A 15,022-nucleotide genomic window follows, 5' to 3' on the forward strand; every position below is an offset into this window, starting at 1 on the left:
CAGGCTCAGTTTAATGCCAATCAAGATTAAACATGGCTAACTAGCACCATACGAATCGCATCAAGCTGCAACTGACTCGCATCGAGGTAAGTCGTCAGCTCCCGCATTTGGTTGCGTAGGTATTCTAATTCTTCCTCACGGATATTGGGGTTGACCGCTTTGAGAGACTCTAAACGTTCGAGTTCGCCTGTAAGCTGGCTGGTCATTTTCTCGCGCGCTTGAGCCACTAACTCATTGACGGCCACTTGGGCATACTCTTCGCCCTTAGCAAATAACGGATGCAGAATTGGCTGTGAGGCCGTGACTAACTTGCTACCAATATGACGGTTTACTGCGCTTAACTGTTTGTCAAAACTGCTGTAATCGACCTTGGCTGACAGATCGTTGCCATTTTTATCCAGCAGAATACGGATAGGCGTAGGCGGTAGATAACGATAGAGCTGGCTCGATTTAGGCGCCGAGGCATCTGCCATATAAATCAGTTCTAAAAACAGGGTGCCCGCAGGTAATGCCTTGTTTTTTAATATCGCAACACTTGTAGTACCGGTATCCGAGCTGGTGATCAAGTCGAGGCCGGTTTGCACCAGTGGATGCTCTTGGGTGATCAAGGCAATATCATCACGGGAGAGTGCAGTATCACGGTCGAAGGTGACGGTAACGCCATCCTCATGCAGGCCGGGATAAGTCGGGAACATCATATGTTCGCTTGGACGCAGGATAATCGAGTTTTCGCCTTTATCTTCCTGGTCGACACCGATAATGTCCCACAAGCGGATCACTGAGCCAATCAGTTTAGTATCTTGATCGCTTTGGGCTAAACGCTCGACAATCGCCTTGGCTTTATCGCCACCATGGGAGTTGATTTCCAGCAGTTTATCACGGCCTTGCTCCATGGCGTGTTTCAGTTCTTTGTAACGGCTTTGGGTGTGGTTGAGCAGATTGGTTAGCTCATCTTCATCACCGCCGACAAGGACATTTAACAGATCTTCGGCAAATTCACTGAAAAGTATATGGCCGCCGGGGCAGGTAAGCTCGAAGGCATTTAGACCTTGGTGATACCATTGGAGTAAACGCTCCTGCGCCGTATCTTGCAGATAAGGCAAGTGAATTTGGATATCGTTCTTTTGACCAATACGGTCCAAACGGCCGATACGTTGCTCCAATAAATCTGGGTTTAATGGCAGATCGAACAACACTAAGTGGCTGGCAAACTGGAAGTTACGACCCTCGGAGCCGATTTCTGAACAGATTAATGCTTGAGCGCCGCCTTCTTCTTGAGCAAAGTAAGCACCCGCTTTATCGCGCTCGATGATCGACATGCCTTCGTGGAATACGGTCGCTTGAATGCCTTCACGGGTACGCAGGGCTTCTTCTAAGCTCAGGGCAGTATCGGTGCCACTGGCGATAATCAGCACTTTCTTGCTGCGGTGCGACTTTAAGAACTCGATTAACCAATCCACGCGAGGATCGAACTTCCACCAACTGGCGCTGTTGTCTTCAAATTCTTGATAGAGTTTTTCAGGGCTTAAGGCTTGTGCCGCTTTCGCTTCTAAGGTTTTACGACCGCCCATCATCTCATTCACGCGTGCAGCGGTAAGATACTGCTCAGGCATCGCATGGGGATAGGCGTTGAAAATACGTTTCGGAAAACCTTTTACCGAGGCGCGGCTGTTGCGGTAAAGCACGCGGCCAGTGCCGTGGCGATCAAGCAGTTCTTGCAGTAGTTCACTGCGGGCAGCTTGTTGCAATTCGCTGTCGATGCCTTCGGCTTGAATTAATCGAATGCTCGGCGCTATGTCTTTTTCGCTGAGTAATTCGGTTAAGCTGTTGATAGCGGTATCGGATAATTTGCTTTCGCCCGCTAAAGCTTCGGCGGCGATGGCGACATCTTTGTAGCTGTTTTCTTCAGCAAGGAAGGCGTCGTAGTCATAGAAACGATCTGGGTCGAGTAGGCGCAAGCGCGCAAAATGGCTCTCGTGACCGAGTTGATCCGGTGTTGCGGTCAGTAATAATACGCCCGGTACGACTTCGCTTAAGGCTTCAACCACTTGGTAGGCGCGGCTTGGGGCGTCTTCGGTCCACTCTAAATGGTGCGCTTCATCAACCACTAACAGATCCCAATCGGCATCGAGTGCTTGGTCGAGACGTTTCTTTTTGCGCAGTAATTCGAGTGAACAAATCACTAACTGTTCGGTATAGAAAGGGTTGTCATGGTCGGCAAAGGCTTCAACGCAACGGTCTTCATCAAACACCGAGAAGCGCAAGTTAAAGCGGCGCAGCATTTCCACTAACCACTGATGGCGCAGGGTATCCGGCACAATAATCAATACTCGTTCGGCACGGCCTGTCAGCAGTTGTTGATGGATAATTAACCCTGCTTCGATGGTTTTACCTAAACCCACTTCGTCGGCCAGTAACACCCGCGGCGCATAACGACGACCCACTTCATGGGCAATCCACATTTGATGGGGGATAAGACCGACGCGTGGCCCTTGTAAGCCGAGTAAATCAGAGGTCGCCAGTTGATTGCGCAGTAACTGGCATTGATAACGAATGCCGAAACGGTCGAGGCGGTCAATCTGACCCGCAAACAGGCGATCCTGCGGTTTGTTAAAGCGAATATTGTGGTTTAACAGTGTCTCACGCAGGCTGGCTTTTTCGCCTGTTTCGCTGTGGATACCGTGGTAGACGACGAGGCCGTCTTTTTCGGTGAGTTCTTCGACCGAGAGACTCCAGCCTTCATGGCTTTCAACCGTATCGCCAGGGTTGTATATGACGCGGGTCAGCGGGGCTTCGTTACGCGAGAACATACGGTTCTCACCAGTCGCAGGGAATAACACTGTGACCATGCGGCCTTCAACTTGTACGACTGTTCCTAAACCAAGCTCTGACTCGGTATCACTTATCCAACGTTGTCCTAAGGCAAACGGCATCTTAAATTCTCATCTCTGGGCGGACTCTAACAAAGGGCGCGTATGTTATATCAATACTAGGGATATTTGAATCGCCCTCTCAACCGTTAGAGACTAATTCTCCACACAGCAGATTACAAATTGAACAGTGAAGAAAATTCTCTGTTGCAGCTCGAGGTTTTGTCATGCTTCTGTCATATCGAGGGACCTACACTGCTTTCGAGTCTCTGATGATTTGGTTGGCATTCATTGAGAATGGTGCCAATATTAGTGTAAGCCGCTAGCTATCTTTATTCGGTAGAGGCTTGAACTTAAAGATCATTCTTAACCTAACGCCAATCAGCAAAGGAGCCATATCCACTCACTGGGAACGAGATATAACATAAAATAATCGAGCACTCTGGAGGCGCCATGGAACAAGACGACAGAAAGTTGTTTGTACTGGATACCAATGTGTTACTACATGAACCTTTGGCGATCTATTCGTTTAAAGAGCACGATGTAGTCATTCCGATGACTGTGCTAGAAGAGCTAGACCAGATTAAAGATCGAAAGAGTGATGTGAGTCGCGATGCGAGAGTCGCTATTCGGGCGCTGGAAGATACCCTCGGCGGCGATACAACACCTGAACAAATTATTAATGGCGTCCCTTTGCCAAGTCGAGAAGGGCATGCCGATGCAATAGGCTCACTTTCTATTTTCCCTGACCATCTTGTCGATTTTACCTTAGGTGCCCTGCCGGGGGATGGCAACGATAACCGCATTATCAATACCGCACTACATCTACAAAATCTTCACCATCCACGCACTGTGGTACTCGTCACTAAAGATATCAATATGCGTCTTAAGGCCAAGGGCGCGGGTATTCAATTGGTTGAGGATTATCGAACCGACCAGCTGATCGACGATATTCGTTTCCTCAGCAAGGGCTTTTATCAGTTCGAAGGTAATTTTTGGGAGCATTTAAACAAAGTGTCCACCGAGCGCCACGGTCGGCATACGATTCATGAAGTCCCGCTGAAAGATTTAGACAACGAACCTTTCTACATTAACCAGTATCTGATTGATACCGAATCTGATTTTTGTGGCCGCGTCACCGAGCGTAGCGATACCCATCTGCATATTTTAGATCTGGGCCGCGAGCGCTTAAAAAACCTCGAGGCTTGGGGCGTTAAACCTAAGAATGTTTACCAAGGCATGGCGCTGCAAGCCTTGCTCGATCCCGATATCGATCTGGTGATCTTAACGGGGCCAGCGGGTTGCGGTAAAACCTTACTAGCAATGGCGGCTGCGCTTGAGTTGGTAGTGGAGCGCAATCGCTACGATAAGGTAATTGTGACTCGTAATACGCCGGAAATTGCCGAATCGATAGGTTTTTTACCCGGCACCGAAGAAGAAAAGATGATGCCATGGCTCGCGGCCATTACCGATACTTTAGAAGTGCTGCACAAGAATGATGTCAATCCGACCGGCAGTTTGAACTACATCATGGAGAAGGCGAATATCCAATTTAAGTCGATCAACTTTATGCGCGGCCGCTCGATCCAAAACTCCATTGTGCTTTTGGATGAATGTCAAAACTTAACGGCGTCGCAGATCAAAACCATGATCACTCGGATGGGGGAAGGCACAAAATTGATTTGTTGCGGTAACTTAGCGCAGATCGATTCGAATTATCTCACCGCAGTGACCTCGGGTTTAACCTACATTGTTGAGCGTTTTAAAGACTTTGAAGGCAGTGCAAACTTATATCTGAATGGCGTGGTGCGTTCACGCTTAGCTGAATACGCTGAAGAACATCTCTAACCATTAACTAAATTGTTACAAAAGGTCTCACTTGTGGGACCTTTATTTTTAGCCATTTCTATGATTTTTCAAGTAACTAATCATCGATTTTGACAGCCTTCGTACGGCAATTATTTGATGTGACTCGGGGTTTCTTCCTGCTAATATAAGGACCCATAAATGAACTCCGTAACTTTTGCCACCGATGGCTAAATCAAGTGCTGCAATCAAGGGTAGTGGATGAAATCGAGTGAGCCGGATCTCCAGCTAAAATCGCCGATCCAAAAGAATTATAACCGTGCCGTTTTTTATACTTATATCGGTGTAATTGTCCTGTCGTTGCTGACGGCGTGGATGTTTTTCGATCGCCAGAAAAGCCAGCAGATGGATCAGCGTGAAGAGCAGGTTGAACGCCATGTATTGCAAATTGACTTACTACTGGAGTCGAGCATTCGTGCGGTGAAGAGCTTGCGGGATGTGGCTGTGGATCACCTACGTTTAGGTGAGTTAGTGCGTAAGGATCGCTTACCGCAGTACGGCAAATTTAACGAAAGTGGTCAGTATTTTACCTTAGAGCCTAATTACGCCAAAGGTGGCAAGCCATTCACTAATATGGGGCGGATCACGGGCGCGGGTTCCCTCGATGGTCGCAGTGATAAGTTCTACCAAGAGCTGGAAATGCTGTTCGAGTTATCGCTGTCTTTCCCTGTGGCCAAAGAAGCCGCACCCAAAGCCTCGGCAATTTATTATCTATCGCGCCAGCGGATGATGTCCTACTTCCCTTGGACCAATGATGATCAACGTTTTAGAGACGAGTTGCTCAATAAAAAACAATTCCAATACGCGACGCCAGCGATGAACCCGCAACGCAGCGTGTTTTGGAGTGAGGCCTACGTCGACTCCACAGGTAAAGGCTTATTGACCACCTTAGGTGTGCCCGTTTACCTCGACGATGAGTTTATGGGCTCGATAAACCTCGATATGACCTTAGCCTCATTGGCGCGGCAAATTCGGGTGTACTTCAAAATGCCGGGGACGGTGATCCTGCTCGATCAGCAGAATAATATTTTATCCCACAGTGATTTTGATGGTTCAGATATCAATCGGGTGTATCACATCAGCCAGCGCATTCCTTCTGAGCTGCATTCGTTGCCTGAGTCAGAATTGTTCGATGCCCACGAAGGCATTATTCGTAACGGTTACTATATCCACTCGGTTGCGCTGCATAATGCGCCTTGGCGCTTGTTATATCTGCAAAATGAAGACGACCTGTTCCAAGATTCGGTCGAAAAACTGCAACTGACCTTTATCCTTGTGGTCATCGCTCTGTCGGTGCTGGTGACCATAGTACACTGGCAAACGCGCCGCTCTTTTGTGAGCCCTGCATCGCGGCTGTTATCCCACTTAGAGGGCTGCTCCCAAGAACCGCGTAAACCGCCGGAAAAAATCACCCCTGGTTGGGAGCCTTGGTTCCTATTGGTCAGCCGCATTTTTGAGGAAAACAAGCAATACACTCACCATCTGGCCGAGCAAAATAAACGACTCGATAAACTGGTCGCGCGTCGTACTGAGCGGTTAAAAGATGCAACCGAGCGCCGCGAACGTGAATATGCGTTATTGCGATCCTTACTCGACTCTATCCCAGAAGCCATTGTCTTTAAAGATAAAGAGGGCAATTACCTCGGCTGTAACAAGGCCGCCGAGCGGATGTTGGGTTACACCGAAAGCGAGATGATCGGTCTGTCGTCCGAGGATTTAACCTCGCCAGAGATGGGCATTCGTATTCGTGCCGAGGATGAGCAGATCCTAAAAGATCGCACGCCGCTGCGTTATCAAGAGAAGGTCGAGTTAGCGGGTAAACCTGTGTTGCTCGACACCCTGAAACTGCCTTTCTATAACCGCCGTGGTGAGCTGCAAGGCTTAATTGCCGTGTGGCGCGATGTCACGCGTGAGTACGAGTCCGCCGAACAGTTACGTCTGTCGGAGGAGCGTTACCATTTAGCGATGGATGCGGTAGAGGATGGTCTATGGGACTGGTATCTGGATTCGGAACATATTATTTGCAACCCATCCTATTATTCGATGCTGGGGTATAAACCCAATGAATTCCCAGCGTTAGTGTCGGCTATCGACCAGCTAACACACCCCGACGATAGAATTCGGGTCGAAGAATATCGTAATCAGTATCTGCAAAATCCCGTCGATGCGTATGAGATCGAGTTTAGGATTTTAGGTAAAAATGGCAGTTATCACTGGGTGCTTTCCCGTGGCCGGGTGGTGGAATTTACTGCCGATGGTCAGCCTAAGCGTATGGTCGGTACCCATAAGGACATCACGCGCCATAAGAGTAACGAAGTGGCGCTGTTGGAGGCGAAGCAGGATGCGGAATTGGCCAACCTGTATAAGAGTGAATTTTTGGCGAATATGAGCCATGAAATCCGCACGCCAATGAACGCTATTATCGGTATGTTGCAGTTGGCGCAGCGCACCTCGCTGACGGCGCAGCAGAAGGATTACCTCGAAAAAGCCGGTTTCTCGGCGCAGTCGTTGCTGCGGATTATTAACGATATTCTCGACTTCTCTAAGATTGAGGCGGGTAAGTTAGAGTTGGAGCGGGTGCCGTTCCCATTGGATAAAGTGCTCGATCATGCCCTCGATCTCAACGCGCTTAAGGCGCAGGAACAAGGCGTTGAATTATTGCTGTATGCGCCAGTGACGGCTGGACTCATTCTTAAGGGCGATCCACTGCGTCTAGGCCAAGTGTTGATCAACCTGTTATCGAACGCGGTGAAGTTTACTCAATCCGGCGAGATTGAACTGGGCTGTGAAGATGTCGGCGAGCGCGATCACCGGATTACCTTAAAATTCTGGGTGCGGGATACCGGTATTGGGATCAGTAAAGATCAGCAGGAAAAGTTATTCGATGCCTTTGCCCAAGCCGATGGCTCGACGACCCGTAAATACGGCGGCACAGGCTTAGGTTTGTCGATCAGTAAGCATTTGGTCTCCATGATGGGTGGCAAGATGCAAGTACAGAGTGAGTTAGGCGTCGGCAGTACCTTTAGTTTTACCATCAGTTTTGAAATTGCCGAAGAGGCCAAGGTTGAGCCCTTAGTTGTGCCTGAAAAACTCAATAATTTACGCACACTTGTGGTGGATGATAACCCAACGGCACTGCAAATTTACTCGGCCCTGATGCGCGATTTCCACTTCGAGGTGGATACTGCCGCGAGCGGCGCCGAGGCGCTGTATAAGTTGTCGCGTGATCCTATCGATTTATTGTTGCTCGATTGGATGATGCCAGAAATGGATGGCAGTGATGTGATTAGCGCCATCGACACTATGGTGGCCGAAGGTCGGATCGCGAAACGGCCAATCATTATTATGATGACGGCCTATGCGGCTGAACCTTTGCAATTTGAAGTCGATAGTGCCAACGTGTTTGCTGTGTTGCAAAAGCCCTTTAAGGCCTCGAGCCTGTTCGATGAAATTATTGCCGCCTTTGCCGACGAGCCAAGGCTCAATGTCGCACAGCCTATTGCTGAAGTGGCTGTTGAAGAAGGTGAGCACACAGGTTTAGTGCTCTTGGTTGAAGATAACTTTATCAACCAACAAGTCGCGACAGAGCTGTTAAAGAGTGCGGGTTACGAAGTCGTCGTTGCAGGAAATGGCCAAATTGCGTTGGATATTATCGACTCGCGACCCTTTGATGCTGTATTAATGGATATTCAAATGCCAGTAATGGATGGTTTAACGGCGGCGCGGGCACTGCGTGAACGTTACAGCGCTGATGCCTTACCGATTATCGCCATGACAGCCCATGCGATGTCTGGAGATCGGGAAAAGAGTCTCGCCGCAGGGATGAATGCCCATATTACTAAGCCTATCGTGCTATCCGAATTATTTGAAACCTTAACCCATTGGATTAAGCACAAACATAATCACCATTAATTGTTCGCCCGGGGCCAGTGATGGCCCCGCGTGGTTAGTTTCATAGCGTGACCACGTAGACAGCCAGTTCAGGAGGAAAGATGAAACCCCATAGCCTAGCCCTCGCCATCCTGCTCTTAGGTTTGCCAGCCCTTAGCGTTGCCGCTACTCTGCCGAGCACTAAAATTGTTAAGCAAAGCCAAGTAGCCAAGGGATTTCTCAATTTTTACTATGAACCGAGCGAAGGGGAGTTATACCTTGAGGTGAGTCGCCTCAATCAACCCTTTCTCTTGGTGACTAGCTTACCTGAAGGGGTTGGCTCTAACGATATCGGCTTAGATCGTGGCCAGTTAGGTCAAACCCGCATGGTGCAGTTTGAGCGCCAAGGCCCTTATATCCAACTTAAGCAACTGAACACCCAATATCGCGCCAATACCCAAGATGCCGCCGAAAAGCGAGCAGTAGAGGAAGCCTTTGCCGATTCGGTATTGTGGCAGGGAAAATTACTCGACGGTAAGCCGGATATGGTGGCGATCAGTGAGCTAGTGCTTAATGATCTGCATGGTGTCTCACATGTGCTGCAACAGACGGGACAGGGAAATTATCATCTCGACTTAACCCGCTCGGCGATTTTGCCCGCAGGAGTTAAATCCTTTGAAAACAATAGCGATATAGATGTGCAATTGACCTTTAAGGGCGATGTTGCTGGCGAGCAAGTCGCTAAGGTCACGCCCGATGGCACCTTTATGTCAGTGCGGATGCGTTATTCTTTTGTTGAATTGCCAGGCGAAGGCTATCAAGTTCGCGCCTATCATCCGATGAGCGGCTATCTATCCGATGAGTACCGCGACTATGCGACGGATTTTTCTGAGCCTCTAGTGCAGCGGTTTATTTTGCGCCACCGCCTGCAAAAGGTGAACCCAGGCCCTGCGCCTAGTGAGGTGGTTAAACCTATCACCTATTACCTCGACCCAGGTGTGCCTGAGCCTATTCGCTCGGCACTGCTCGATGGCGCACGCTGGTGGGAAACAGCCTTCACCCAAGCGGGGTTTATCAACGGTTTTAAGGTTGAACTGTTGCCGCCCGATGCCGATCCGCAGGATATCCGTTATAACATGATCCAGTGGGTCCACCGTGCGACGCGAGGCTGGTCCTATGGCGCAGCGCTCACCGATCCGCGTACTGGCGAAATCATCAAAGGCCAAGTGACCTTAGGGAGCTTACGGGTACGCCAAGATTATTTGATTGCCAAAGGATTAACCGCAGGGTGGCAGGATAGAGCGGCGGCAGAGAAGGCCGCTAATGAGCTGGCTTTAGCGCGTATTCGGCAACTTGCTGCCCATGAGGTCGGCCATACCTTAGGGTTAGATCATAACTTTGCCGCCTCAACCAATCAGGATGCCTCTGTGATGGATTACCCCCATCCCAAGATCCAGCTGAAAGGCAATGATATTGATATTTCAGCACCTTATACTGTTGGTGTTGGGCCGTGGGATAACTTTGCCATCGCCTACGGTTATAGTGATGAAGGTGATGTGACTGCCCAGTTGACGCTGCAAAATCAGTTGCTGGCCGAGGTCGCGCGTAAGGGGCTGCGTTACATTGGTGAAGCTGACTCACGCCAAAAGGATGCCAGTCACGCCTATGCAAGTTTGTGGGACAGTGGTGATGATCCAATCGCTCAACTATTGGAGCTAAATCGCATTCGTACCAAGGCGATTGAAGGTTTCAGTCGAGCGGCCTTATTGCCGGGCGAGCCACTTGGTGAATTGGTCGATGCTTTTGTACCTATCTATCTACTCAATCGTTACCAAATCGAGGCTGTCGCAAAATTTATTGGCGGCACCGACTATCACTATTTGTCTATCGGTGAGGGCGGTCGCTGGAGCTATATTGCACCGCCATTACAATTGTCGGGTCTCGATGCGTTGTTAAGTACTTTAGATGCTGCCAGCTTAACCGTCCCGCAAGCCTTAGTTGATGTACTCGTGCCTAAAGCGGGTAATTATCAGCCAACGCGGGAGTCGTTTGAGTCTGGGCTTGGGGTGATTAGCGATCCCCTTGGCATGGCTGAAGTCTCAACGCGTCACACCGTTAGCTTATTGTTGATGCCAAAACGCTTAAATCGTGTGAGCCAAGCATCGATGGCCGATAATGAGCAACTCTCGGTTGAGACCCTACTGAATAAGTTGTTTGCCGCGACGTTATATCAGGAAGATAAGCTTGGCTTAGTTGAAGGTGTGTGGATGCGCGTTAATGCGGTGGTGATCGATGAACTCTTGTCGACCTACCATGATCCGCAAACTGCGCCAGAGGTTAAGGCTGCGCTCTTTGAACGTGCTCAATTTGTGATAAAGCAGCTCAAAGCCAAAGCTAACAGAGCCAATGCTAAAGTGGCTGCCCACTATAACGGTTTGGAGCAGGGCCTTAGTGCGGGGCTCTTGGATGCTAATAAAAAGCTTATCCCTAAGCCCTTAACTTTACCGCCAGGCTCACCTATCTAGTCTAGGTTGGGCCGTCAGCATAATAGGCGCTAGCGAATAGAATCGTTAAGCGCCTATTTCTTTTGGATTTTTAGGATAAAAATACTCGGGCTTACGTTCAATATGGGTAAAGCGACGGGTATTTTTATAGGGCAGTTTCATAAAGCCGGAAACGCCATGACCTTGAATTTTACCGACATAATGCAAAATGCGGTCGAGGCTGGCGCGAAACGCCGCCTGTTTACGCGGATTGAGCAGTTTTAAGTAGCTGTGGATCTTTAAGTGGTTCGGTAGGGCTTCAAAAATAATGCAACCGGTATGGTGGATTTGGTTGATCCGTGCCAATTCCTCCATGATTTCGCTCGGTAATTCGAGGTTTTCATCCGGATCCTTACCGTCTTCAAAGTAAGAATGCAGCCGCGATTTATCCTCGAGGGTTGGCACATCGCCCACTTCAAAGGGCAGTTGTAAATCGGCACTGGCGACAAAGGGCTCGTTGATGTTGTCGCGCTCGATATGCAGTGTATCTCGGGCATTAAAAAAGCAGGCCTTAAAGACGCCGATCCGCTTAATCCCTCGGGCGAGGGTCACCATATTATTAACGGCAATAATCAGCGCGCTTTTTTGTTTGGCATCGTAAATGGCAAGATTGGAATCAATAAACACGCCGGTTTCTTGCCAATGGATGGCAAGGCCGCCCACGATTGGATATTGACCGAGGCGGCCCACTGCGGCGATAAAGCCTTTTTCGGTATCGCCCATTCCCGCTAAAAAGTTACGGTAGTACTTTTCGAGTTGAATATCGTCCATTTTGGCGATGGGATCGTAGGCATTATGTTCTTTTAAGAATGATTTACGCGAACTGTAACTGACGGTCTCGACATCTTTTTCACGGGATTGGACCCAGACGGGGATGTCCCCTATAAGCTCAGCTTTTGGCAATTCAGGTAAGTGCAATCTATGGCTGTGGCGCATGCTTTTGAGAAAATAATCCCCCGCTAGATTGCGCTGCACGGCATCACTACTGAGCATGCCTTCCAAGGTGCGTGCTAATTCCATCGGTAAGCCAATGCTGGTAGGCGGGATAACCTGCGCACCGAACCGACTGGCTTGTCCAGAGGCTAAGGTATATAAGGTTGCTGCGACGCCTTGCTCGTCAAAGCGTGGGCTGGAGAGTGCGCCGTTTAGCTGTTCTTCGCCAATAAAATACACATCTCCCATGCGAGCATTGGTGTGTTGCTGATCGCTCGACATCAGCGTCATCACATTGTCTTCGACGGCCTTGTTATATTCATCCCGTTGCGCAAACACGGCAGAGCCCCAGTCGATTAAGGATAAGTGTTGGCTTTCAATATCATAAACAAGATTAGAGGGTTTAATATCGCCATGTACTAAGGGTTTGCCAGTGCGTAGATAGTAGAGAATATCGGCGAGTTGGCGGGCGATACTCATTACCATTGCGGGGGGCAGAGCGCCTAAGCGGCGGCAAAGCTGCTCTAAATCTTCGCCCTTAGCCCGCTCCATCACTAAAATCCCTTGTTTGCCGACCCGCTCAAATTTGATCGCCCCAGGAATGTTGGGGTGTTTGAGCAAGGAGAGCATAAAGGCTTCTTCCTCTAAGCGGTCTTGAATATGCTGCGGCAGATTAATTCTTGAGAATTTAAATACATGGGCTTCGTCGGCCTGATTAATTCCCGCAAACACAAAGCCATAAGCCCCCTTACCGATAAACTCAATCTCTCGATAACCCAACTTACTTAACTGTTGTTTACATAAACGGATCCACGCCTTGTGCTTGCGGGCATCGTTAGCCTTGAGCAAATAAATCGATTGCTCTTCGGAAATGTAAAAATGTTGTAGTTGGGGTGTTTGCAATGCGAGGCTCCTTGTTTGGGTTATTTAAACAGCAAGCGGGTATGTTAAGCAAATAGGAGCGGAGATTTATTTTAAGAAGATAAAATGCGCACTGTTTGCGGCTCACCTATCCCATCATTTCGTCGCTGACTTTGATTTATATCAAGTTAAATCGTATAGAGTCTAGGTAATCTTAAGCACATTGGATTGGGATATATTTTTGTTAAATTTCCCGTGGACAAAGTGGATTTAAGGAGGGCATATGCCCGCCCCAGATAAGGCTTTATTGATCGAGTTATTAGAGTTTCCGCGTAAGCGAATTTTACAGTCAATGGAAGTGACTCATTGTCCACATGCGGTATTTTTTAATGATAGCGATGAGCAGTGTCTAACATGCCACCAAGGTATGGAGTGTATCTGGATGAACCAGAATGATGAGCTGGTGGCCGTCGAACAAAAATCCATCTCCGAGCTTAAGCAGCAATTGCTTATTGCCGTCGACTTTATTGATTCTTCACTCAGCCCACACCATCTTTCCCGTCGCCAATGCCAATGTGATAACTGTGCTTGGTTACGCCGGGTGCAAGAAGCATTGTCTTAATCATTAACTATTTCCATCGCTATGATTAACTTGCCGTATTTGAGATTTTGCATCCACTCGTAAATGCCATTAGAGTAAGGATAACTTTAGCCTTTTGAGATATACCTATGGAACCTGGTTTTTGGCACGAGAAGTGGCAGCAACAACAGATTGGTTTTCATCAACAAGACGTTAATCCTTTCCTCGTCACGTATTGGCATCAATTGGCGCTTCCCGCCGATGCCAAGGTTTTTGTTCCCCTGTGTGGTAAGTCTTTGGATATGTGTTTTTTAGCCGAGCAGGGGCATCAAGTGATTGGTTGTGAGTTGAATGAACTCGCTGTTCAGCAGTTTTTTAGCGATAACCAATTGCCAATGCAGCAAAGTGCAGAGGGCGAACATCAGCATTACCAAACCGAACAGATAAGTTTGTATCAAGGCGATATCTTCACCTTACCTCAGTCTATTACGGCGCAAGTGAGTGGTTTTTATGATCGCGCTGCCTTGATTGCCTGGCCTGAGAGTATGCGGGCGCAATATGCCAAGCAATTAGCGCAGTTATTGCCTTCGGGCAGTGTTGGGTTATTGGTGACCTTAGACTACCTGCAGGACGCTTTAAGTGGGCCACCTTTTGCGGTGTCGCCAACTTGGGTAGAAACACATTTAAGTGACGATTTTGAAATCCAGCTCTTGGATTGTCAGGACGTGCTTGCGGACAACCCGAGGTTTGTTAAGAAAGAAGTCCCTTGGTTGAATGAAGCTGCGTATTTATTAAAACGCCGATAAACAGAGTGAATCCCATTGAGCGACAGCATTTGTGCTGTTGACTGAGTGGGATGTCCCATTAAGGGGATGTGCGGCAATATCTGTTTTTAAGCTTGATATTGTGCAATATCTCAAAACGATGTGGATGTTAGCGATTAGGAATAGCAGTTAACACAAAAATGATGTTTTGCTTAAAGGGGTTGAAGATTCTAAGTTAAGCGACTTCGTAGTAATTAGGTTCGATTTCGAGTTGGTTTTGGATGATTTGTACGGCCATTCTTGCGCATTTGCCGCATTGATCGGCAACGCCTAAACGCTTTTTAACGTCAGCAAGACTTGTATCGCCTTGGCTTACTGCGTTTTTGATCTGAGTATCAGTGATGGCGTGACAAAGACAAACGTACATTTTTGGAACTCCAACATAGGTTGGGCTAATTCTAAATGAAAACGCTTATCAAATGCAATATTGTTGGTGGTCTTGTTTTCTCAATTTTCTATTTTGTTACCTTTAGCACATTTTTTGAGCTAATCTCAAAGAGCGTGAACCAAGGCTGAGTGTTTAGATCAAAATGGATGATTGAATTGGTATCAGGGAAGGATAGCTCATGGATAATGGAATGGACCCATCCACTTTAAATCGGCCTCGCAATGGGCCACGATGTAGTCGCTAAAACTCATCAGAAAGAGGACGGGTCCACCTATGAAGATTACTAC

8 protein-coding genes are annotated in these 15,022 nt (G+C 48.3%); 5 read left to right on the top strand and 3 right to left on the bottom strand.

Annotated features, from left to right (window positions below; all coding sequences use genetic code 11):
- Window positions 1-26 precede the first annotated feature (26 nt).
- The gene (gene rapA / locus M0413_RS02830) at window positions 27-2,933 is read right to left on the bottom strand and encodes an RNA polymerase-associated protein RapA (protein WP_249553116.1); all 2,907 of its coding nucleotides are present in this window, start codon (window positions 2,931-2,933) and stop codon (window positions 27-29) included.
- A 390-nt stretch (window positions 2,934-3,323) separates the two neighbouring features.
- On the opposite strand from rapA, the gene M0413_RS02835 reads away from it, so the two are divergent.
- From M0413_RS02835 to M0413_RS02845, 3 genes are all read left to right on the top strand, one after another.
- Window positions 3,324-4,718 carry a PhoH family protein gene (locus tag M0413_RS02835; protein WP_037426948.1) on the top strand — a complete coding sequence of 465 codons (1,395 nt, stop codon included), beginning with the start codon at window positions 3,324-3,326 and terminating at the stop codon, window positions 4,716-4,718.
- A 219-nt stretch (window positions 4,719-4,937) separates the two neighbouring features.
- Window positions 4,938-8,648 (top strand): response regulator, encoded by a 3,711-nt coding sequence (locus tag M0413_RS02840; protein WP_249553117.1) that lies wholly within the window; start codon window positions 4,938-4,940, stop codon window positions 8,646-8,648.
- 80 nt (window positions 8,649-8,728) lie between these two features.
- Window positions 8,729-11,131 carry a zinc-dependent metalloprotease gene (locus M0413_RS02845; protein ID WP_249553118.1) on the top strand — a complete coding sequence of 801 codons (2,403 nt, stop codon included), beginning with the start codon at window positions 8,729-8,731 and terminating at the stop codon, window positions 11,129-11,131.
- A gap of 45 nt (window positions 11,132-11,176) precedes the next feature.
- On the opposite strand, the gene M0413_RS02850 is transcribed toward M0413_RS02845, so the two are convergent.
- Window positions 11,177-12,985 carry a protein kinase domain-containing protein gene (locus M0413_RS02850; RefSeq protein ID WP_249553120.1) on the bottom strand — a complete coding sequence of 603 codons (1,809 nt, stop codon included), beginning with the start codon at window positions 12,983-12,985 and terminating at the stop codon, window positions 11,177-11,179.
- Window positions 12,986-13,226: 241 nt separating this feature from the next.
- On the opposite strand from M0413_RS02850, the gene M0413_RS02855 reads away from it, so the two are divergent.
- The gene (locus M0413_RS02855; protein ID WP_037414054.1) at window positions 13,227-13,565 is read left to right on the top strand and encodes a hypothetical protein; all 339 of its coding nucleotides are present in this window, start codon (window positions 13,227-13,229) and stop codon (window positions 13,563-13,565) included.
- A 107-nt stretch (window positions 13,566-13,672) separates the two neighbouring features.
- A complete protein-coding gene (locus tag M0413_RS02860) occupies window positions 13,673-14,329 on the top strand; it encodes a thiopurine S-methyltransferase (RefSeq protein WP_249553122.1) in 657 nt (218 codons plus the stop codon).
- A gap of 193 nt (window positions 14,330-14,522) precedes the next feature.
- Here the strand turns inward: M0413_RS02860 and M0413_RS02865 are convergent, their stop codons facing one another.
- Window positions 14,523-14,714: a bacterioferritin-associated ferredoxin gene (locus M0413_RS02865; protein WP_037414050.1), complete on the bottom strand. Its 192-nt coding sequence runs from the start codon at window positions 14,712-14,714 to the stop codon at window positions 14,523-14,525.
- Window positions 14,715-15,022: the final 308 nt, after the last annotated feature.

The sequence above is a fragment of the Shewanella sp. 8A genome, from assembly GCF_023475945.1.
Classification (GTDB): Bacteria; Pseudomonadota; Gammaproteobacteria; order Enterobacterales; family Shewanellaceae; genus Shewanella; species Shewanella xiamenensis.

What these genes read in the sequence shown, in the direction of transcription:
- rapA (WP_249553116.1), bottom strand. Translation starts at nt 2,933, where the DNA reads ATGCCGTTTGCCTTAGGACAACGTTGGATAAGTGATACCGAGTCAGAG.
- M0413_RS02835 (WP_037426948.1), top strand. Translation starts at nt 3,324, where the DNA reads ATGGAACAAGACGACAGAAAGTTGTTTGTACTGGATACCAATGTGTTA.
- M0413_RS02840 (WP_249553117.1), top strand. Translation starts at nt 4,938, where the DNA reads ATGAAATCGAGTGAGCCGGATCTCCAGCTAAAATCGCCGATCCAAAAG.
- M0413_RS02845 (WP_249553118.1), top strand. Translation starts at nt 8,729, where the DNA reads ATGAAACCCCATAGCCTAGCCCTCGCCATCCTGCTCTTAGGTTTGCCA.
- M0413_RS02855 (WP_037414054.1), top strand. Translation starts at nt 13,227, where the DNA reads ATGCCCGCCCCAGATAAGGCTTTATTGATCGAGTTATTAGAGTTTCCG.
- M0413_RS02860 (WP_249553122.1), top strand. Translation starts at nt 13,673, where the DNA reads ATGGAACCTGGTTTTTGGCACGAGAAGTGGCAGCAACAACAGATTGGT.
- M0413_RS02865 (WP_037414050.1), bottom strand. Translation starts at nt 14,714, where the DNA reads ATGTACGTTTGTCTTTGTCACGCCATCACTGATACTCAGATCAAAAAC.